Raw genomic sequence first — 18,267 nt, forward strand, 5'->3', positions numbered from 1 at the left:
GATCTGAGGCCTGTGCGCAGGGAGCCGGCCCGGTGAGCACCGTTGCAACGCCGTGGTTGCTGCGTCAATCGTAGATCGATTCCTCCCGCCCGTTCATGGGCCGGAAGGCGTCGTTCAGAGGTGCCGGCGTTCCTCCGGAGCGACCCTCTGCGGGCACGCGCTCCGTACGGGGGCGACGACGGCAGCTCCGGGCGGGCCCGGAGCTGCCGTCGCTCAGCGCTGGACGGCGCCGAACCGCTCTCCTGCCAGCGCGACTGCGGCATCGCGTGCCGCGCTGGCCTCGTCCGCCGTCAGGGTGCGGTCCGGGGCGCGGAAGCGCAGGGCGAACGCCAGCGACTTCCGTCCCTCACCGATGCCCTGGCCCGTGTACACGTCGAACAGGCTGACGTCCTCGAGGAGCTCCCCTGCGCCTTCACGGAGCGTCTCGAGCACGTCCCCCGCGACCACCCCGGCGTCGACCACGAGGGCCACGTCCTGCGTGGCCGGCGGGTAGGTGGACAGCGGCCGCGCGACGATGACGTCCGCTGCGGCGTCGAGCAGCAGGTCCGCGTCGACCTCCAGCGCCACCGTGCGCGCCGGGAGGTCCTGCGCGGCGATCAGCTTCGGGTGGAGCTCACCCGCGTAGCCCAGCACCTCTCCGCTGCGCAGCGAGAACTCCGCGGTGCGTCCCGGGTGGAACGCCTGGTGGCTCCCCTGCCGCACGACGACGTCGACCCCGGCGACCTGTGCCATCAGCCGGACGACGTCCACAGCGTCGGCCCAATCCCAGGCGCGCGGGACGACGCCTGCCGACGGCGCCGCCTCGTGGCCCGTGAACAGTGCAGCGATGGTCTGCGGCTGGTCCGGGATACCGGCGTACAGGGCGTCCAGGACCTCGTCGTCGGGCCGGGCACCGAGCGGCGGGATGGATGGTGTGCCGAGCACGTCCCCCGGCAGGAAGACGGCGCCCGTCTCGAACAGGGCCAGGTCACGGAAGCCGCGCGAGGAGTTGCGCTTCGCGAGCTCCACCAGACCGGGGAGAATCGACCGGCGCAGGTATCCGAGCTCCGCGCTGAGCGGGTTCGCGAGCTTGACCGAGGCGACGGCAGCTCCCTCGTCCGGCGTGCCGAAGACGGCGTTGGCGTGCCCGCTGACGAACGGGTAGGACAGCACCTCCGTCAGTCCTGCCGCGGCGAGCGCGTTCAGGAGCCGGCGGCGCTGCTGCTGCAGGCGGGTCAGGCCGCGTCCCGGAGGCGCGACGGGCAGGGTGGACGGGATCGTGTCGTAGCCGACGAGCCGGATGATCTCCTCGGTGAGGTCCTCGCGGGTCTCGAGGTCGGTGCGCCAGCTCGGCACCGTGACCCGGTATCCGCCGTCGGCGTCCGCCACGGCTGCGCCGAGGTCGGTGAGCGTCCCCCGGATCTGCTCGTCCGTGAACGGCCGTCCGATCAGGCGGGCCGGGAAGTCGGCCGCCAGCTCGACGACGCGCGGCTCCGGGGCCTGGCCGGCGTCCGTCGCGGTGTCGTCGACCGTGCCGCCCGCGAGCTCGAGGAGGAGTTCGACGGCGCGCTGCGCGGCGACGTCCGCCACGTTCCAGTCCACGCCGCGCTCGAAGCGCTTGGACGCCTCCGAGGGCAGCCGGTGGCGGCGCCGGGACCGGCCGATACCGACCTCCTCGAAGTGGGCGGACTCGATGAGGACGTTGCGGGTGTCCCCCGAGACCTCGGTCGCCGCGCCGCCCATGACGCCGGCGATCCCGATGGGGCCGGTCGCGTCGGTGATCAGCAGGTCCTCGGCGTCGAGCGTGCGCTCCCGGTCGTCGAGGGTCCGCAGCGTCTCCCCTGCGACGGCACGGCGGACCACGATGTCGCCCGAGAGCTTGTCGAGGTCGTAGAAGTGCAGCGGCTGGCCGAGTTCGAGCATCACGTAGTTCGAGATGTCGACCACGAGGGAGATGGAGCGGATCCCGGCGAGGCGGAGGCGCGCGGACAGCCACGGCGGGGTGGGACGCGACGGGTCGACGCCGCGGACGGTCCGGGCGACGAAACGGTCGCAGCCCTGCCTGCCGTAGATGGGGGCCGAGTCCTCGAGGCGCACCGGGTAGCCGGGGCCCGCCGCGGTGGGGACGACGACGGCGGCTGCCGGGTCCGTGAACGCCGTCCCGGTGGCGTGCGCGTATTCGCGTGCGACGCCCCGGATGGAGAAGCAGTACCCGCGGTCGGGGGTCACGTTGATCTCGGCGGCTTCGTCGTACAGGCCGAGGAGTTCCATGGCGTCCGTGCCCACCTCGGGGTCGAGCCCCAGGGTGGAGAGCACCAGGATGCCGTCGTGGTCCTCGCCGATGCCGAGTTCGCGCACCGACGCGATCATGCCGGCGGACACGTGGCCGTAGGTCTTGCGGGGGCTGATGCGGAAGTCGCCGGGAAGGACCGCTCCGGGCAGGGTGACGACCACCTTGTCGCCCTCGACGAAGTTGTGGGCACCGCAGACGATGCCCTGCACGCCCGAGGGGTCGATACCGTCGCCCGTGAGCGTCTGCTCGGCGCCCTCGGGCACCACGCGGACGGTGCACCAGTTGATGGTCTTGCCGTTGGACTGCGGTTCCTTGACGAGGCTGAGCACCTGGCCGACCACGATGGGACCGGTCAGCTCGTCGGTGGGACGATGGACGTCCTCTTCCTCGAGGCCGACCTTCACGAGCTCGGCCATCACGTCTTCCGCGGTCGCATCCGCGGGCACGGCTGCGTACTCGCGCAGCCAGGACAGTGGGATTCTCACCTAGATCTCCATCCCGAAGTGTTCGCTGAAACGTACATCGCCCTCGATCATGTCCCGCATGTCGCTGACCTCGTTGCGGAACATGAGGGCCCGTTCGATCCCCATGCCGAAGGCGAACCCGGAGTACACGTCCGGGTCGATCCCGGTGGCGCGGAGCACGTTCGGATGAACCATGCCGCAGCCGCCCCACTCGATCCAGCGCGGTCCGCCCTTGGCGCCGGGATGCCAGATGTCGAGCTCTGCACTGGGTTCGGTGAACGGGAAGTAGTTGGGGCGCAGGCGTACCTTCGCCTCGTCGCCGAAGAGCTGGCGCGTGAAGTGCTCCAGCGTGCCCACGAGATCGGCCATGGTGAGGCCCTTGTCGATCGCGAGTCCCTCGAACTGGTGGAAGACGGGGGTGTGGGTGGCGTCGAGCTCGTCGGTGCGGAACACCTTGCCCGGGCACAGGACGTAGATGGGCAGCTCGCGCTCGAGCATGGAGCGCACCTGGACGGGCGAGGTGTGCGTGCGCAGCACGAGGTGCGCCTCGGGCGGCTCCACGAAGAAGGTGTCCTGCATCTCGCGGGCCGGGTGGTCCGGCTTGAAGTTCAGCGCGTCGAAGTTGAACCACTCGGACTCCAGTTCGGGGCCTTCTGCGATCTCCCAGCCCATGCCCACGAAGACGTCGCTGACACGTTCCTGCAGCGTGGACAGGGGGTGGCGTGCCCCGGGCCGACGACGGCGGGGGGCGGCGGTGACGTCCACGGCCTCCTCGACGAGGATCCGGGCATCGCGCTCCGCTTCGAGCTCCGTCGTACGGGACGCCAGGGCGGAGTTGATCCGGCCGCGGGCGGGCCCGATGTTCTTGCCCGCCGCGGACTTCTGTTCCTTCGGCAGGGCGCCGATCCCCCGGTTCGCGAGGCTCAGCGGCGACTTCTCGCCGGTGTGCGCGATCCGGACCCCCTTGAGCGCGTCGAGGTCGGCTGCGGCTGCGATGTCGGCGAGCGCGGCGTCGACCGCGGCGGCGACCGACGCGGCGTCCAGCGGATCGGGGACGGGGGCGCCCGGGCCGCCTGGCCCGGCGTGCTCTGGGGTTTCGGACATGGGGTTTGCTTACCTTGCACTCTCGGTGTGCGGCGGGCGGTCTGCGGACAGTCCGGGCCGTGGACAGGAAAACGCCGGGTCGCAGCGGGGCGCACCGGCGTGTCAAGTCTAGGCGACGGGCTCGGCGGCACCACAACCGCACCGGCCGCCGGACCTGCCGCCGGACCTGCTGCCGGGCGGCGCGGTGCGCCGTACGATGACGGCATGACGCCGGGACTCGTACCGTTCCTCAACTGGATCAACCTGTCGACGCCGTGCGGGCTCGCTGTCGCGGCCCTGTCGGGTTGCCGGGTCTCACCGGGCCCTCACGGGATCCTGCTCGCGGAAGGGTACCGCCGCCGCCTGCCGAGGGCGCGTGCCTTCACGGTGGGCAGCGTGGTGCTGCTCAGGGGGCGGGTGCCCGACGGCGCTCCCGCGGGTTTCGCCCGGCTCCTGGAGCACGAGGCCCGCCACACCCGGCAGTACGCCGCCTGCCTCGGGCTCCCCTTCCTCCCGGCCTACCTGCTGGCGGCGGCGTACTCGCTGCTGCGGACCGGCGACCCGGCGTCGCGCAACCTGTTCGAGCGGAACGCCGGACTGGTCGACGGCGGCTACCGCGAGCGACCGCTCCGGCCGCTCGCAGGCGTGGTTCGGAACATCCTGTCCCTGCGGGGGCGCCGGGCCGTCCTAGGTGCGGCACGTCCCGACGGCCGGTCCCGCGTCAGTGCTCCGCGCCCGCGGTGATCCGGGCGTCCGCCGTCGTGCCGGCCGCCGTCGTCGCGATGGCCACGAGGGCCGCGGCCATGTCCTCGATGGGGAGGCCTGCCTGCCGATGGGCCCCGCCCTGCTCCGTCGAGTACGGGACGTGGACGAAACCGCCGCGGACCCCCGGGTGGTCCGCGAGGAGCGACATCAGGCCGTAGAAGATGTGGTTGCAGACGTAGGTGCCCGCCGTCTGCGAGACCTCCACCGGTACGCCCAGCGCCGCCACGGCCTCGCGGCACGCCTTGATGGGCAGGGAGGAGAAGTACGCCGCCGGCCCCCCGGGCACCACGGGCTCGTCGATGGGCCGGCACCCGGCGTTGTCGGGGATGCGCGCGTCGTCCACGTTGATCGCCACGCGCTCGATCGAGACGCGCTCCCGACCGCCGGCCTGCCCGACGCCCAGGACGATGCCCGGACGGTACCGCTCGAGAGCGGCCTCGAGCACCTCGATGCTCCGCCCGAAGACGCACGGGACCTCGACGGCGACGGCCTGCTGTCCTTCGGCGGTGAGGAGGGCTGCGGCCCGCCGGGCGGCGAGCCAGGACGGATTGGTCGCTTCTCCCCCGAAGGGTTCGAAACCTGTCAGCAGGATCATGCTGACAGCCTAGACGACCGCCGTCCCACCACGACAGCGTATTAGTACACGTGTTCTAATGGACGTCATGCGATGGGAAGGCCAGAAGATCACGGACGACAGCGGTGCCGCGGAGCCAGCCCTGGTACCCATGGCCGGCCTGGTGCGGACCGTCCGTACGCCGGAGTTCGCGGGGCTCACGTTCCACGAGGTCACCGCGAAGTCCGTCCTCAACAGGGTGCCGCCCACCTCGTCGATGCCGTTCTCCTGGACCATCAACCCGTTCCGAGGCTGCTCGCACGCCTGCGTGTACTGCTTCGCCCGTAAGACGCACAGCTACCTCGACCTCGACACGGGGCTCGACTTCGATGCCCAGCTCGTGGTGAAGATCAACGCCGCGGAGGTGCTCGCCCGGGAGCTGGCCCGCCCGTCCTGGGTCCGCGAGCATGTCGCCCTGGGGACGAACACCGATCCCTACCAGAGGGCGGAGGGACGGTACAGGCTGATGCCCGGCATCATCTCGGCGCTGGCCGACTCGGGGACACCGTTCTCCATCCTGACGAAGGGCACCCTCCTGGCCCGCGACATCCCACTGCTGATCTCCGCTGCCCGGTCGGTGTCCGTCGGCATGGGCATCTCGCTCGCGCTGGTGGACCCGGTCCTCGCCGAAGCCATCGAGCCCGGCACGCCCGCCCCGGGGGCCCGGCTCGCCCTCATCTCCCGACTCCGCGAGGCCGGTCTGCCGTGCGGCGTGATGGCCATGCCGATCCTGCCCTGGCTGACCGACGGCGACGAGTCGCTCGACCGGTTGTTCGGCGAACTCGCAGCAGCCGGAGCCACGGGCGTGACCGCCGGCCCCCTGCATCTGCGTCCCGGCTCCCGCGAGTGGTTCCTGCAGTGGCTCGCAGCCCACCATCCGCACCTCGTCCCGAAATACCAGGAGCTCTATCGAGGCGGGAGCTACGCCTCCCGGGAGTACCGGGACTGGCTCTCGGGCAGGATCCGCCTCTTCCGGAGCAAGCACGGGCTCGCGGCCGGGGCCGGTTTCTTCCGGAACCTCTCCCCCGCGGGAGGGCCGGAGCACACGACGGCGCCCCCCGGCGATACCGGAGCGGTCACGCGCGCTGCCCGCCCGGTCCAGGCGTCCCTGTTCTAGGAGTACGCCCGGTCCACGACGTCGTCGCGACCCGCCGCTGCCGCGCGCAGGGCGACGAGGATCGGCCGGTCAGCCGGGATCCATGGCAGGGCATCGAGTTCTGCGTCCGGGTGCAGGGGCACCCAGCGCACCTCGTCATGATCCTGCAGGGGCTCGGGATCACCGGCGGTCGCCTCCGCGAACCAGACCCGCATGGCGGCGCTCTCGTTGAGCGGCCACCCCTGCGGACCGGGTCCGCGGATCTCGGCGCCCAGGCGTGCCCGGATCCCGAGTTCCTCCTCGAGCTCGCGTCGCAGCGCCGCCTCGCACGACTCCCCGGCCTCGACCTTGCCTCCGGGGAACTCCCACATACCGGCGAACTGCGGCGGGGCCGTGCGCCGGGCCACGAGGAGGCGGGTCGGGTTCCCGAGGGAGTCGACGACGGCCGCGCCGACGATCTGGCGGAGGCTGTCCGATGCTTTCGTCACCCGCCGAGTCTAGCCACGGGACGGGTACCCGCGGCCACCCCGTCCGGCGGGGCGTGCCGGAGACGGCACGACGACGGAGCGGCGGTCAGCTCTCCTCGGGGGCCGCGAGCCCGTCCCCCGTCGGCGCTGTCTGGTGTTCCGGGTTGTCGCCGCGACGGTACTCGCCGTGCGGGCTCAGCCCCGGTACCTGCTGGCCCGCGTTGAGCTCGGTGGAGGTGTAGGTGTCCTCCGAGAATTCGGCCGCGCTCTCGGCCTCAGGCTCCTGCGGAAGATTGATGTCCTCCCGGAGGTGCTCGCTCTGTGGCAATTCGTATGAATGAGGTGTCCAGCCCATCGTTCGATCCTGTCAGTAGGTGGTGAGAAGTTCCAGTCCTCGGGGCTCCGTGGCCGCCCCGTCGCAGATCACTGCGTGGCAGCGCGGCCCCAGCCGGCGAACCTCGCCAGGGTCCGCTGCGCGGGCCGTGGCGCCGCCTCGTGGTGGTCGGCGATCCCGCCGCGTGCCAGGTTGGTGACGCGGACGGCTTCCGAGACGACGTCGCCGAGCTCGCCCCGGCGCATCAGGGCCGCGCGTTGCCGCCTCGCACCGGTTCCGCGGGCGAGGAGCTGGCGCAGCAGGGACTCGGCGATCTCGGCGTCGCCCTGGTCCAGCAGTGCGGGCCTGACGTGGCGCAGGAGCGCGGACGCGACGGAGCCGGCCTCCTGCGGCTTCCCCTCGACGGGGTGCAGCAGCTTGCCGTCCATGCCGAACCGCCCCGCCCGCCAGGACGCCATCCGGAGGGTGGCCGTCGGTACGGGCATCGGCGGCACGCCGGCACGCCACTCCCGCGCCGCGGTCTCGACGAGCCCGCGGGTCAGGAGTGCCAGAAGCACGGCATCGTCCGAGTACAGGCACACGTCGCTGACCCGTACCTCCACGGTGGGGTGGTGGTGGCTCAGTCGGGCGTCGAAGTAGATCTGTCCCAGGTCCACCGGTACGGCCGTGTCGAGCAGCCCGGCCACCGTCTCGTGGTAGCGCTCGGCCGTACCGAAGACGTCGCACGGGCCCGTCATCGGCCAGCGGCTCCAGGCCTGCGAACGGTAGCTCGCGTACCCGGTGTCCGTGCCGTTCCAGAAGGGCGAGTTGCCCGACAGCGCGAGCAGCACCGGGAGCCAGGCGCGGATGCGGTCCAGCACCGCAACCCCCTCGTCGTCGTCCTCGACGCTGACATGGACATGGCAGCCGCACGTCAGCTGCTCGCTCGCGGTCAGCGCGAACCGGTCCTGCATCTCCTCGTACCTGGTGCCGGGAGTGGCGATCGGGTGGGCGGGCTGGGGCGACGTCGCGAGGGCCGCCGCCCGCGCACCGACCCTCCGGGCGGTCTCGTCGGCGAGGGCCCGACACCGGGCGATGTCCATGGCGAGGTCGTTTACGTCGGCGTGTGGTCGGGTCCCCGTCTCGATCTGTTCCTGCTTGATCTCACAGGTGAGGCGGTCGTCCAGGCACTGGCCGAAGGCCTCCTGGCCCAGCGGTACGGGAGACCCCGTCTCCGCGTCCACGAGGAGGAACTCCTCCTCCACGCCGACGGTCCTCACGACTCCGCCCCGGGCGCGTGTGTGATCGTTGCCTGTGCCCGCTGCGGTGCGGATCGGACAGGGGTAGCCATGGTGAACTCCTGAGCAGAAGGATCGACAGGCCGCTGCTCAACCAAGATGTCGTCCGTCAACGGTAGGACGGTCGGCGATCGCCGCACAAATGGCGGACGTCCTCCATCGGCGGTTGCATTTCGGGCCGTCATGGGGTCATCGCCTAGGCTGGGAGCGACGACGGCGTCCTGTCGGCGCACGTTCCGCTCCCCGTCCGCGAGGGAGCCCGGCGACCGATCCCTCCCGACTTCCGATCCCCGCCGCTAGGACAACAGATGAGTACCTCCGCCGCTCCCGCGCCCACGCTCCCGCGCCCCACCGGCCGTCGCTTCGCGCTGGCCATCGGCGCCCTCGCCGTCGGCGGCTTCGCCATCGGCACCACCGAGTTCACGATCATGGGTCTGCTCGAGGAGATGCGGGCCGACCTCGGTGTGGACTATGCGCAGGGCGGGCACGTCATCTCCGCCTATGCGCTCGGGGTCGTGGTGGGGGCACCCGTCCTCGCGACGCTCGGGGCCAAGAAGCCCCAGCGCTCCGTCGCGCTGGCGCTCATGCTGGTTCTCACGCTCGCCAACCTCTCGTCCTTCTTCGCGTCGGGCTTCGGCTGGATGCTGGCCTCCCGGTTCCTGTCCGGCCTGCCGCACGGGGCCTACTTCGGGGTGGCTGCCGTGATCGCAGCCTCCCTGGCGGATCCGGCGCGCCGCGGGCGTGCGATCTCGATGGTGATGCTCGGACTCAGCATCGCGAACGTCGTCGGCGTCCCGTTCGCCACCTGGCTGGGCCAGCAGGCCGGCTGGCGGTCCATGTTCCTGCTCGTGGGACTGATCGGCGTCGCGACCCTCGCCCTGATCCGCGCCTTCGTGCCGATGGTCCCGGTCCGGGCCGGTGCGAGCATCCGCGCCGAGCTGGGCGCGCTGCGCCGCCCGCAGCTCTGGATGACGCTGCTGATCGGGATCGTGGGCTTCGGCGGGTTCTTCGCCGTCTACTCGTACATCTCGCCCATCATGACGGAGGTCGCGGGCGTGGAGGCGTCGCTCCTGCCCGTCGTCGTCGCGCTCTACGGTGTGGGCATGGTTGTCGGGAACATCGCGGGCGGACGCCTCGCGGACAGGTCGATCATGGGCAGCATCTACGGCGTCATGATCGCGATCACGGCGGTGCTCGTGCTGTTCCCGCTCGCGGCATCGGAGCCCTGGACGGCGTGCCTCTTCGTCTTCCTGGTGGGGGCGAGCGGCTCGACACTCATCCCTCCCCTGCAGGCCCGCCTGCTCGACGTCTCACCCGGGGCACCCTCCCTCGCGTCCTCGATGAACCACTCGGCCCTGAACATCGCCAACGCACTGGGCGCGGCCGTGGGCGGTGCGGTGATCGCCGCGGGATGGGGTTTCACGGCGCCGGCCCTGGTGGGCGCCGCCCTCGCGGTCCTCGGCCTCGCCGTGGCGCTCGTCAGCGGCCGGATGGACCGCCGCAGCGACGACGCCGACGGGACGCGCCGTGGCGGCCGGACCCGCGCCGAACGGTCCGGCAGGGAACGATCAGGAGGACCGCTGCGCGCGGGCTGAGGCGTACAGGCACACCGTCGCAGCCGTGCCCACGTTGAGGGACTCGGCGCTCCCGTAGATCGGCACGGCGATGCGCGCGTCGGCGGCGGCGGTCACCTCGGCGGGAAGCCCCTGCGCCTCGTTGCCGAAGAGCCACGCCCCCGCGTCCTCCAGGCGGACGGACCCGCCGACGGCCGGTGCGCGACCGACCGTTCGGTGGTCGGGCGACGTGGATCCCTCGGACCCTGCCCCGAACCGCCGCGCCGCGCTGGCGTCCTGCAGGTCGTCCAAACTCACGGCACCGTAGCCGTCCGCTGCCAGCACCGTCATCCCCGCCTCGCGGAGCCGGTCGGTCAGTCCATCGAGCTCCGCCCCGATGACGAGGGGAAGGTGGAACAGGGAGCCAACGGTGGATCTCACCGTCTTGGGGTTGTACGGGTCGACGCTGGCGCCCGTCAGGATCACGGCGTCCGCTCCCGCGGAGTCCGCCGCCCGGATGATGGTGCCCGCGTTCCCGGGATCGCGGACCTCCACCAGCACGGCGACGAGGCGGGGCTTCGTCGCGAGCACGTCCTCGAGGGGCGTGTCGACGAATCGGCAGACCGCGACGAAGCCCTGCGGGGTCACGGTCGAGGCCATCGCTGCGAGCACATCGGGGGTCGTGCGCCGGAGGGACGGCGCCCCGTCCCGGCCGAACAGTTCGGCGACATCGGGGTGCCGCTCGAGGGCCTCCACCGTCGCGTACGCCTCGACGACCACGCCGCCCCCGTCGTCGTCGCGCCTTTCGAGATGCAGCCGCAGCGCTTCGCGGACGGCCTGCGGGCCCTCGGCCAGGAACTCGCGGCGCCGGAGACGCGACGGACGCCCGGCCAGGCGTGCCACCTCCTTCACCCGGTCAGCCTGGGTGTTGGTCATCAGTGGCGCCTGGGGGCGTCCGTCTGCAGTCATCGTGTACCGGGGTGCGGGCCGTGCGGCCCGCAGCATCCGATGGACCTAGGCCGAAGCCTTGAGCGGAGCCGACGTGTCGGCCGGCAGGGCGTTCTTGGCGATCTGGACGAGCGCCGCGAAAGCAGCGCCGTCGGTGACGGCGAGGTCCGCGAGCATCCGGCGGTCGACCTGGATCTCGGCGGCCTTGAGGCCCTGGATCAGGCGGTTGTAGGTCAGGCCGTTGGCGCGGGATGCAGCGTTGATGCGCTGGATCCAGAGGCGACGGAAGTCGCCCTTGCGCTTGCGGCGGTCACCGTAGCTGTAGACGAACGAGTGGAGCAGCTGCTCCTTCGCCTTGCGGTACAGGCGCGAACGCTGTCCACGGTAACCCTTGGCGCGCTCGAGGATGACCCGACGCTTCTTGTGGGCATTGACTGCCCGCTTCACACGTGCCACGTGCGTACTCCTTTTGTTCTTCTTCGGTCACGGCCGCAGCCGCAGCGCCGCACTGATCGGTGCGTACGCTTTCCCGAGGGATGGATTGGTGGTTAGACGCCCAGCATCTTCTTGATGACCTTGGTGTCGGCCTTCGAGACGATCTGGTCGCTCGCGAGGCGGCGCGTCACGGTCGAGGACTTGTGCTCGAGGTAGTGGCGGCGGTTGGCCTGCTGGCGCTTGAGCTTGCCGCTGCCGGTCAGCTTGAAGCGCTTCTTGGCGCCACTGTGGGTCTTCATCTTCGGCATGGGAACCGATCTCCTTCTGATAGCCGGGGCGGGTGCACCCGGAGGTCGGCACCCGTCAGGTGCCTCTGGTTGTCGAACGTGCCCGGAGGGACAGGGCGGACCTAGTCCGTGCTTCCGGGCTTGGGACGGCTGGTCGGGCTCTGGGGCGCCGTCCTGCCGGCAGGCTTGGGGGTCGCCGACGGCTTCGGCGCTCCCGGCTTCGGCATGGCCGACGGCTTGGCGGCCACTGACGGCTTCGGTGCCGCTGCGGCCGGCTTGGGCGCAGGAGCTGCCTCCGGCCGAGGGGCCGGTGCTGCTGCAGCGGGCCTCGCCGCAGGAGCCGCCGATCGCGACGCCGCTGGCCGCTCGGCGGGACGTGACGTCGACCGCGGGGCCGACGACGTCCGGACCGGAGCGGCCTTCGGTGCCGCAGCAGCCGTCGGCGCGGCCGAAGGCGCAGCAGCCGGGGCGGCCTCCGGTGCACCTGCCGATGCGGGGGCTTCCTGGACGGGAGCCTCCGGAGCGGCGGCCTCGGGCTCGCTCGTGATCGAGTAGCCCTCGGGCAGCAGGTCCGCGAGGGACTGCGTCAGGGGCGCCGTGCTCGCACGCGAGGTATCGACACGCTTGGTGTCGCCACCTGTCTTCGCCGCTTCGTTGGCAGCCTTGGCCTCCGCACGCTGGGTCTCCCGGCGCGCCTCCGCCTTGGCTTCGGCCTTGTTCTTCGTGGGACCGATGACCATGACCATGTTGCGGCCGTCGATGCGCGGCGACGACTCGACGACGCCGACCTCGGCGACATCCTCCGCGAACTTCTGGAGCAGGCGGATGCCCATCTCGGGACGCTGCTGCTCACGGCCGCGGAACTGGATCATGGCCTTGACCTTGTCACCGGCTCCGAGGAAGCGCATCGCGTGTCCACGCTTGGTCTCGTAGTCGTGCGTGTCGATCTTGAGGCGGAACCGGATCTCCTTGAGGACCGTGTTGGTCTGGTTCTTCCGCGCCTCGCGCGCCTTGACGGCCGCTTCGTACTTGTACTTACCAAAATCCATGAGCTTGGCCACCGGAGGCTTCGCCTGCGGTGCTACCTCGACAAGATCCAGGTCGGACTCGGCGGCAAGTCGGAGCGCGTCCTCGATACGGACGATTCCTACCTGTTCGCCGGCAGGTCCGACCAACCGCACCTCGGGAACGCGGATACGATCGTTGATTCTTGGCTCGCTAATGTGTGACTCCTGTGGATTCTCAAACCGGAACCGCGTGCGAACGAAAGAAGGCCTCCCATTGCATGCGCAATCGAAGGCCTCGTCAACCGGTTCTGGATGGTCGGCGGAAGCGCGAGCTTCCCGCCCGTACATCGGCAGGACCGACCAGGTGACCCGGCTACCTGCAATGCGACGGGAGGTCGCACCAGGCAAACGCGGGTGGGAGAGGACTCCGCTTGCATCCCGACCGCTTCCCCGCATGCCCTGTGAGGAGCACGACGAGTACCTGCGACCGGTTGGTCTATGCCAAGCTTACCAGTATGAACACCCCACACGACAATCCGCAGCACTCCTCCGATGCCGGGGCGCCACCTGCCTCCCGCCGCAGCTTCGCGGAGGAGCAGGAACACGCCGCCGGCCCCTCCGATGCGGAGCAGGACGTCCGCCGGCAGATGCGGGACATCTCCGAGGTGGCGGCCGTGGAGGTCATCGTGACGTCGGCGGTGCACCTCATGAGTGCGGCCGCCGTGAAGTGCGGCCTCGGCCACGAGGAGAACGCCGAGCAGCTGAAGGACCTCGACGAGGCGCGCAAGCTCATCACGGCCCTGGCCGGATTCGTCACGGCGGCGGCACCGGAGATCGGCTCACAGCACGCCGGACCGCTGCGCGACGGCCTACGTTCCCTGCAGCTCGCCTTCCGCGAGGCGTCGATCATCCCCGACCCGCCGGGGCAGGGTCCCGGCGAGAAGTACACGGGCCCCGTCAACTGATCCCCCGGCCGTCCCGGGGGTGATCCTGAACGAGCCGCACCGGCCGGTGCGGCTCGTTCGCGTTTCAGACGTGCGCGCGGCCCGACGCGACCCGGGAGACCAGGCGGGACGGCCGGGGCCGCGGGACCGCAGTTCCCCTGCCGGGAGCGCAACGGACCGGCGCGGCGGCGGACGTCAGCGCGAGCGACCGGCCGCCTGGGGCGACTCCGCCGTCGCCGGTCGCTGCCCGAGGTTCCGTGCGGCGAAGCCCGCCGCACCGATGAGCGCCGAGACGACGCCCACCGCGGTGAAGCCGCCCCAGGGTCCCGTGGCGTCGATCAGCACACCGGCCACGGGAGCGCCGAGCGCGACACCCGAGGTCAGCGCCGAGCCGTACCAGCCCATCGCCTCGCCCCTCCGGTCCTCGGGGACGAGATCGGCGACCTTCTCGGACGCCGCCGAGAGCACCGGAGCGCAGAGCAGGCCGGCGGGGATCGACAGCAGGGCCAGGGACAGGGTGCTGTCGGCGAATGCCATCGGCAGCGTCAGCAGCGCCATGCCGAGCAGGAGGAGCGACGGCGGGACGGGACGGTGCAGCGCCCCGTAGAGGAGACCGCCCACCACGGACGCAGCACACCACGCCACGAAGACGAGGCCGAGCTGCCCCTCGTTGCCGGCGTGCTCGAGTGCAGCGACGATGCCGACCTCCGAGCCGGACAGCACGAGTCCCGCTCCCGCCGCGATGACCATGACGACCACCAGCGGCACCGTCAGCCAGGGGAAGGCGCGCCGAACTCCCCGGCGGAGCAGCGACGGACGCCGTTCCCCCTGGTGAACGGCGTCGAGGGAGCCGATGAGGTCCGCTGCGGCCTCGCCGATCCCGGCCGGCGCCGCTGCCGACACGGTGACGGCATCAGGGAGTTGCTCCGAGCGCGTCGGCGGGTTGAACCACATCAGGAACAGCCCGGCGGAGGCCGTGGCGAGTCCGACGAGCGTCAGGCCGAGCACGGTGGAGACCTGCGTCGCCAGGACGACACCCACCGCCGGCCCGGCCATGAAGATGACCTCGGTCGAGATCGCGTCGAGCGTGAACGCCGTGCGCCGCCGGTCGCCGTCCACGAGGACGCCCAGCGCCTGGCGGATGACCGAGAACGCCGGAAGGGTGAAGAGGCCTCCGACCAGCGCGGCGACCAGCAGCCAGTGGTAGGGCAGGTGCGGGGCGACGGACCAGATGGCCGCTTCCGCGACGATGGACGGGACGAGCGCCCGGCGCAGCCCCGCGCTGTCGATCCGCCGTCCGCGCCACGGGGCGCCGACGGCTATCCCGATGGTCACGACGGCCGCGACGGCCCCGGCCTCGGCGTAGCCGCGGTCCAGGGTCTGCACCACGTGCAGCGTCAGCAGGACCCCTGCCGCGGAGTGCGGGAAGCGGGCGATCATCCCGACGATCAGCAGGGTCCGGACGGACCGGATGCGCAGCAGGTCCCGGTATACGGCGAAGTTCACGAGCTGTCCTTCTCCGCCGACGGCTCCGTCAGCGGGTGAGTTTGATGTCGAGCGAGTCGACGCGATCCACGAATTCGGTGAGTGCGAGGAGCCTCGTACGGAAGGACGACACGACGTCCCGTACCCCCTGCGGAGTCAGTCCCGCGCGGAGCTGGAGGTCCATGCGCAATTCGGGACCCGGTCCCCCACCGGACGCAATGCTACCGTCGGCAGCCCGCGTGAGGACGCCTCCACCGGGCCTGAGCCGCACGGACAGGACATCCTCCTGCACGCGCGCCACCCCCTCGACGAGTGCGGCCAGCTCCTGGTCCTCGTAGGACGGGGTCCAGCCGGTCTGCCGGGCGAGTGCCCAGACCGCAGGACGCCGGAGGACGAAGGTCACGTCGGCACCCGGGTCGAGCACCAGCAGTTCGGCCTGCTCTGCCGCGGCGGCGAGGGCGGCCCGCGCCGCGTAGGCGGCCACGGGCCGGGCGTCCGGGTGCCAGCGTTCCAGCGCCCGGCTGGAGGAGAACACCGGCAGGGCCTTCCGCCCGTCCGGCGCGGTGAGCGTGACGAGCGCCATGTCCGCTTCCTTGTCGGCCCGGAGGCCGGAGGCGGCGTCCCCTTCCGCGCCGAGCTGGGCCACGATGGGGATGAACACCCGGGCCGTCGTCAGTGCGGCGAAGACGGCCCGTTCACCCCGTCCCGGCCGGTCGGACGTCTCCAGGAGTCCGGCCACCGCGGCGGCGAGCCGCGCGTCGGCCGCGCCGTCGTCGTCGTCGAACGCGTGCAGCGGATTGTCGGGTCCCGACAGGTCCCGCCCGGCCCACGGCCGTCCCGCGGAGTCGGCGGTGTTCCCGGCCAGCGCGGCGGCGATGTGCGCGGGCAGCTGCCTGCCGGTCACGCGTCCGCGGCGGGCAGCCCTGCCACGTCCAGGGCCTGGGGCAGGGTGAAGGCTCCGGCGTAGAGGGCCTTGCCCACGATCGCGCCCTCGAGTCCCTGCGGCACGAGCTCGCGCAGGGCTGCGATGTCGTCGAGGCTGGAGATACCGCCCGAGGCGACGACGGGACGCGTCGTCTTCGCGAGGACCTCCCTGAGGAGTTCGATGTTGGGGCCCCTGAGGGTCCCGTCCTTCGTCACGTCGGTCACGACGTACCGCGCGCACCCGGCATCCTCGAGGCGCTGCAGGACCTCCCACAGGTCCCCGCCCTCCTGCGTCCAGCCGCGGGCGGCCAGCGTGGTGCCACGGACGTCCAGGCCGACGGCGACGGCGTCCCCGTAGCGGGCGATGGCCAGCTCGGTCCACTCGGGGTTCTCGAGCGCGGCCGTGCCGAGGTTCACACGCGTGGCACCCAGTTCCAGTGCGGCGTCCAGCGATTCGTCGTCGCGGATGCCCCCCGAGAGCTCCACCTTGATGTCCAGGTGCTTCACGACACGCTCGAGCAGCTCCCGGTTCGAGCCGCGCCCGAAGGCCGCGTCCAGGTCCACGAGGTGCACCCACTCGGCCCCGTCCTCCTGCCAGGCGAGCGCCGCGTCGAGCGGGTCCCCGTAGCTGGTCTCGCTGCCCGCCTCGCCCTGCACCAGGCGGACGGCCTGGCCGTCCGCGACGTCGACGGCGGGGAGGAGTTCGAGCGTGGGTGATTCGGAGAAGGGGCTCATCGTCTGCTTGTCTGCTTTCGTACGCGCGGCGCGGGCCGCTGGGTCGGGACGGTCGGTCTGGACAGGGTGGTGCGGCTAGTCGCCGGGCAGGGTGAACAGGTAGGCGGCGAGCAGCGAGAGCCCCGCCAGCACCAGGAAGGCGATCCACACCCAGCGCGGGAACTCCTGGCTCCGGAGGGAGTAGGCACCTCCGATGAGGACGCCTGCGGCTCCCATGAGCACGAGGCTCAGCACCGGCTCACCGCAGGCTCTCGATCCAGTTGCGCAGGAGCTGGGCGCCCGCGTCACCCGACTTCTCCGGGTGGAACTGGGTGGCGCTGAGGGGCCCGTTCTCGACGGCCGCGATGAAGCGCCCGCCGTGGTCGGACCAGGTGACCTGCGGCGGCCTCATGGCGGGCTGGTTGACGTCGAAGGACCAGTCCTGGACGCCGTACGAGTGCACGAAGTAGAACCGCTCGTCGGCGATGCCGTCGAACAGGACGGTGTCCTCCGGTGCGTCCACCGTGTTCCAGCCCATGTGCGGCACGACGTCCGCCTTGAGCCGTTCCACGGTCCCCGGCCATTCGCCCATGCCCGGCGTCCGCACACCGTGTTCGACTCCTTCGTCGAAGAGCACCTGGAGGCCCACGCAGATGCCGAGGACGGGACGCCCGCCCGCCACGCGGCGGCCGATCATCCGCAGGGCGTCGACATCCTTGAGTCCCTTCATCACGGCCGCGAACGCGCCGACGCCCGGCACGAGCAGTCCGGAGGCGTTGAGGACGTCGTCCGGCTCGGCGCTCAGCACCACCTCGGCGCCGACGTGCTCGAGGGCGCGGACGACGGAGCGGACGTTGCCCGACCCGTAGTCGAGCACGGTGACGGTGCGCGCGGTCATAGCGCCCCCTTCGTGGACGGGATGCCCTCGACGCGGGGGTCGGGTTCGACGGCTGCACGCAGCGCCCGGGCCAGGGCCTTGAACTGGGCCTCGACGATGTGGTGCGGATCGCGGCCCGCGAGGACGGTCACGTGGAGGCAGATCTGGGCGTGCAGCGCGATCGCTTCGAGGACGTGGCGCGTGAGGGATCCGGTGAAGTGCCCGCCGATGAGGTGGTACTCCTGCCCGGCGGGTTCTCCCCCGTGCACCAAGAAGGGCCGTCCGGAGATGTCGACGACGGCGTTGGCGAGTGCCTCGTCCAGCGGCACCGTGGCCTCGCCGAAACGGCGGATGCCCGCCTTCGTGCCCAGGGCCTGCCGGAGGGCCTCACCGATCGCGATCGCCGTGTCCTCGACCGTGTGGTGGACGTCGATGTGGGTGTCACCGGAGGACCTGATGGTGAGGTCGATCAGGGAGTGCTTCGACAGGGCGGTGAGCATGTGGTCGTAGAACGGCACGGTGGTGTCGATGGAGGACACGCCCGTGCCGTCGAGGTCGAGTTCCACGAGGACGCTGGACTCACTCGTGACGCGCTCGATGCGGGCCGTACGGCCGCTGGCGGCATCAACTGTCATTGCATTCCTTCTGTGCGCCGGCGGTCGGCCGGGCGCTGATCGGCAGTGGTCGGGAGGGCTGGGTGGCGCGGGGCCGGGAGGATGCGG

General features: G+C 71.4%; 20 protein-coding genes. 4 read left to right on the plus strand and 16 right to left on the minus strand.

Annotated elements, in window-relative coordinates; genetic code table 11:
• Positions 1–213 precede the first annotated feature (213 nt).
• Together pheT and pheS are read right to left on the minus strand one after the other, a co-directional pair.
• The gene (gene pheT / locus AC0Z9V_RS08910) at positions 214–2,757 is read right to left on the minus strand and encodes a phenylalanine--tRNA ligase subunit beta (protein WP_485141301.1); all 2,544 of its coding nucleotides are present in this window, start codon (positions 2,755–2,757) and stop codon (positions 214–216) included.
• Positions 2,758–3,840 carry a phenylalanine--tRNA ligase subunit alpha gene (gene pheS, locus AC0Z9V_RS08915; protein WP_133082248.1) on the minus strand — a complete coding sequence of 361 codons (1,083 nt, stop codon included), beginning with the start codon at positions 3,838–3,840 and terminating at the stop codon, positions 2,758–2,760. It abuts the gene before it with no gap.
• 204 nt (positions 3,841–4,044) lie between these two features.
• Here pheS and AC0Z9V_RS08920 point away from each other — a divergent pair, with 204 nt between their 5' ends.
• Positions 4,045–4,563 carry an eCIS core domain-containing protein gene (locus AC0Z9V_RS08920; protein WP_485141302.1) on the plus strand — a complete coding sequence of 173 codons (519 nt, stop codon included), beginning with the start codon at positions 4,045–4,047 and terminating at the stop codon, positions 4,561–4,563.
• Here AC0Z9V_RS08920 and pcp read toward each other — a convergent pair.
• Positions 4,541–5,179: a pyroglutamyl-peptidase I gene (gene pcp / locus AC0Z9V_RS08925; protein ID WP_459268974.1), complete on the minus strand. Its 639-nt coding sequence runs from the start codon at positions 5,177–5,179 to the stop codon at positions 4,541–4,543. The genes AC0Z9V_RS08920 and pcp overlap by 23 nt on opposite strands.
• Before the next feature lie 67 nt (positions 5,180–5,246).
• On the opposite strand from pcp, the gene AC0Z9V_RS08930 reads away from it, so the two are divergent.
• Entirely contained in the window at positions 5,247–6,314 is a 1,068-nt protein-coding gene (locus AC0Z9V_RS08930) for an Rv2578c family radical SAM protein (RefSeq protein WP_485141303.1), read from the plus strand.
• Here AC0Z9V_RS08930 and AC0Z9V_RS08935 read toward each other — a convergent pair.
• From AC0Z9V_RS08935 to AC0Z9V_RS08945, 3 genes are all read right to left on the minus strand, one after another.
• On the minus strand, positions 6,311–6,781 hold the full coding sequence (locus tag AC0Z9V_RS08935; RefSeq protein WP_459268973.1) for a (deoxy)nucleoside triphosphate pyrophosphohydrolase: 471 nt from the start codon (positions 6,779–6,781) through the stop codon (positions 6,311–6,313). The genes AC0Z9V_RS08930 and AC0Z9V_RS08935 overlap by 4 nt on opposite strands.
• Positions 6,782–6,866: 85 nt before the next feature.
• Complete coding sequence (locus tag AC0Z9V_RS08940) at positions 6,867–7,088, minus strand: hypothetical protein (protein WP_485141304.1); 222 nt, start codon at positions 7,086–7,088, stop codon at positions 6,867–6,869.
• Positions 7,089–7,183: 95 nt separating this feature from the next.
• The gene (locus tag AC0Z9V_RS08945; protein WP_485141305.1) at positions 7,184–8,353 is read right to left on the minus strand and encodes a glutamate--cysteine ligase; all 1,170 of its coding nucleotides are present in this window, start codon (positions 8,351–8,353) and stop codon (positions 7,184–7,186) included.
• A 326-nt stretch (positions 8,354–8,679) separates the two neighbouring features.
• Between AC0Z9V_RS08945 and AC0Z9V_RS08950 the strand changes: the two genes are divergently transcribed.
• Positions 8,680–9,966, plus strand: a complete 1,287-nt coding sequence (locus AC0Z9V_RS08950; protein ID WP_485141306.1) for an MFS transporter — start codon at positions 8,680–8,682, stop codon at positions 9,964–9,966.
• Here the strand turns inward: AC0Z9V_RS08950 and AC0Z9V_RS08955 are convergent.
• From AC0Z9V_RS08955 to infC, 4 genes are all read right to left on the minus strand, one after another.
• Complete coding sequence (locus AC0Z9V_RS08955) at positions 9,940–10,893, minus strand: TrmH family RNA methyltransferase (RefSeq protein WP_485141307.1); 954 nt, start codon at positions 10,891–10,893, stop codon at positions 9,940–9,942. The two genes, AC0Z9V_RS08950 and AC0Z9V_RS08955, sit on opposite strands and share 27 nt — an antisense overlap.
• A 45-nt stretch (positions 10,894–10,938) precedes the next feature.
• Positions 10,939–11,328, minus strand: coding sequence for a 50S ribosomal protein L20 (gene rplT / locus AC0Z9V_RS08960; protein ID WP_055772447.1), 390 nt, complete (start codon positions 11,326–11,328; stop codon positions 10,939–10,941).
• 92 nt (positions 11,329–11,420) lie between these two features.
• A complete protein-coding gene (gene rpmI / locus AC0Z9V_RS08965) occupies positions 11,421–11,615 on the minus strand; it encodes a 50S ribosomal protein L35 (RefSeq protein WP_133082241.1) in 195 nt (64 codons plus the stop codon).
• A 101-nt stretch (positions 11,616–11,716) separates the two neighbouring features.
• Positions 11,717–12,775 carry a translation initiation factor IF-3 gene (gene infC, locus AC0Z9V_RS08970; protein WP_485141308.1) on the minus strand — a complete coding sequence of 353 codons (1,059 nt, stop codon included), beginning with the start codon at positions 12,773–12,775 and terminating at the stop codon, positions 11,717–11,719.
• A 341-nt stretch (positions 12,776–13,116) separates the two neighbouring features.
• On the opposite strand from infC, the gene AC0Z9V_RS08975 reads away from it, so the two are divergent.
• Complete coding sequence (locus AC0Z9V_RS08975) at positions 13,117–13,566, plus strand: DUF1844 domain-containing protein (protein ID WP_208740837.1); 450 nt, start codon at positions 13,117–13,119, stop codon at positions 13,564–13,566.
• Positions 13,567–13,740: 174 nt separating this feature from the next.
• Here AC0Z9V_RS08975 and AC0Z9V_RS08980 read toward each other — a convergent pair whose 3' ends face one another.
• The 6 genes from AC0Z9V_RS08980 to hisB form a co-directional block, all read right to left on the minus strand.
• On the minus strand, positions 13,741–15,051 hold the full coding sequence (locus AC0Z9V_RS08980; protein ID WP_485141309.1) for an MFS transporter: 1,311 nt from the start codon (positions 15,049–15,051) through the stop codon (positions 13,741–13,743).
• A 28-nt stretch (positions 15,052–15,079) separates the two neighbouring features.
• Positions 15,080–15,934 (minus strand): SseB family protein, encoded by an 855-nt coding sequence (locus AC0Z9V_RS08985; protein WP_485141310.1) that lies wholly within the window; start codon positions 15,932–15,934, stop codon positions 15,080–15,082.
• Positions 15,931–16,689: a bifunctional 1-(5-phosphoribosyl)-5-((5-phosphoribosylamino)methylideneamino)imidazole-4-carboxamide isomerase/phosphoribosylanthranilate isomerase PriA gene (gene priA / locus AC0Z9V_RS08990; protein ID WP_133082236.1), complete on the minus strand. Its 759-nt coding sequence runs from the start codon at positions 16,687–16,689 to the stop codon at positions 15,931–15,933. The genes AC0Z9V_RS08985 and priA overlap by 4 nt, the downstream gene beginning before the upstream one ends.
• A gap of 75 nt (positions 16,690–16,764) precedes the next feature.
• On the minus strand, positions 16,765–16,923 hold the full coding sequence (locus AC0Z9V_RS08995) for a hypothetical protein (protein WP_208740834.1): 159 nt from the start codon (positions 16,921–16,923) through the stop codon (positions 16,765–16,767).
• 4 nt (positions 16,924–16,927) lie between these two features.
• Positions 16,928–17,566, minus strand: a complete 639-nt coding sequence (gene hisH, locus AC0Z9V_RS09000; protein WP_459268967.1) for an imidazole glycerol phosphate synthase subunit HisH — start codon at positions 17,564–17,566, stop codon at positions 16,928–16,930.
• On the minus strand, positions 17,563–18,180 hold the full coding sequence (hisB, locus tag AC0Z9V_RS09005) for an imidazoleglycerol-phosphate dehydratase HisB (protein WP_133082234.1): 618 nt from the start codon (positions 18,178–18,180) through the stop codon (positions 17,563–17,565). Before hisB ends, hisH begins: the two co-directional genes overlap by 4 nt.
• Between the last annotated feature and the right edge of the window lie 87 nt (positions 18,181–18,267).

Source organism: Arthrobacter sp. UYP4 (assembly GCF_057291175.1).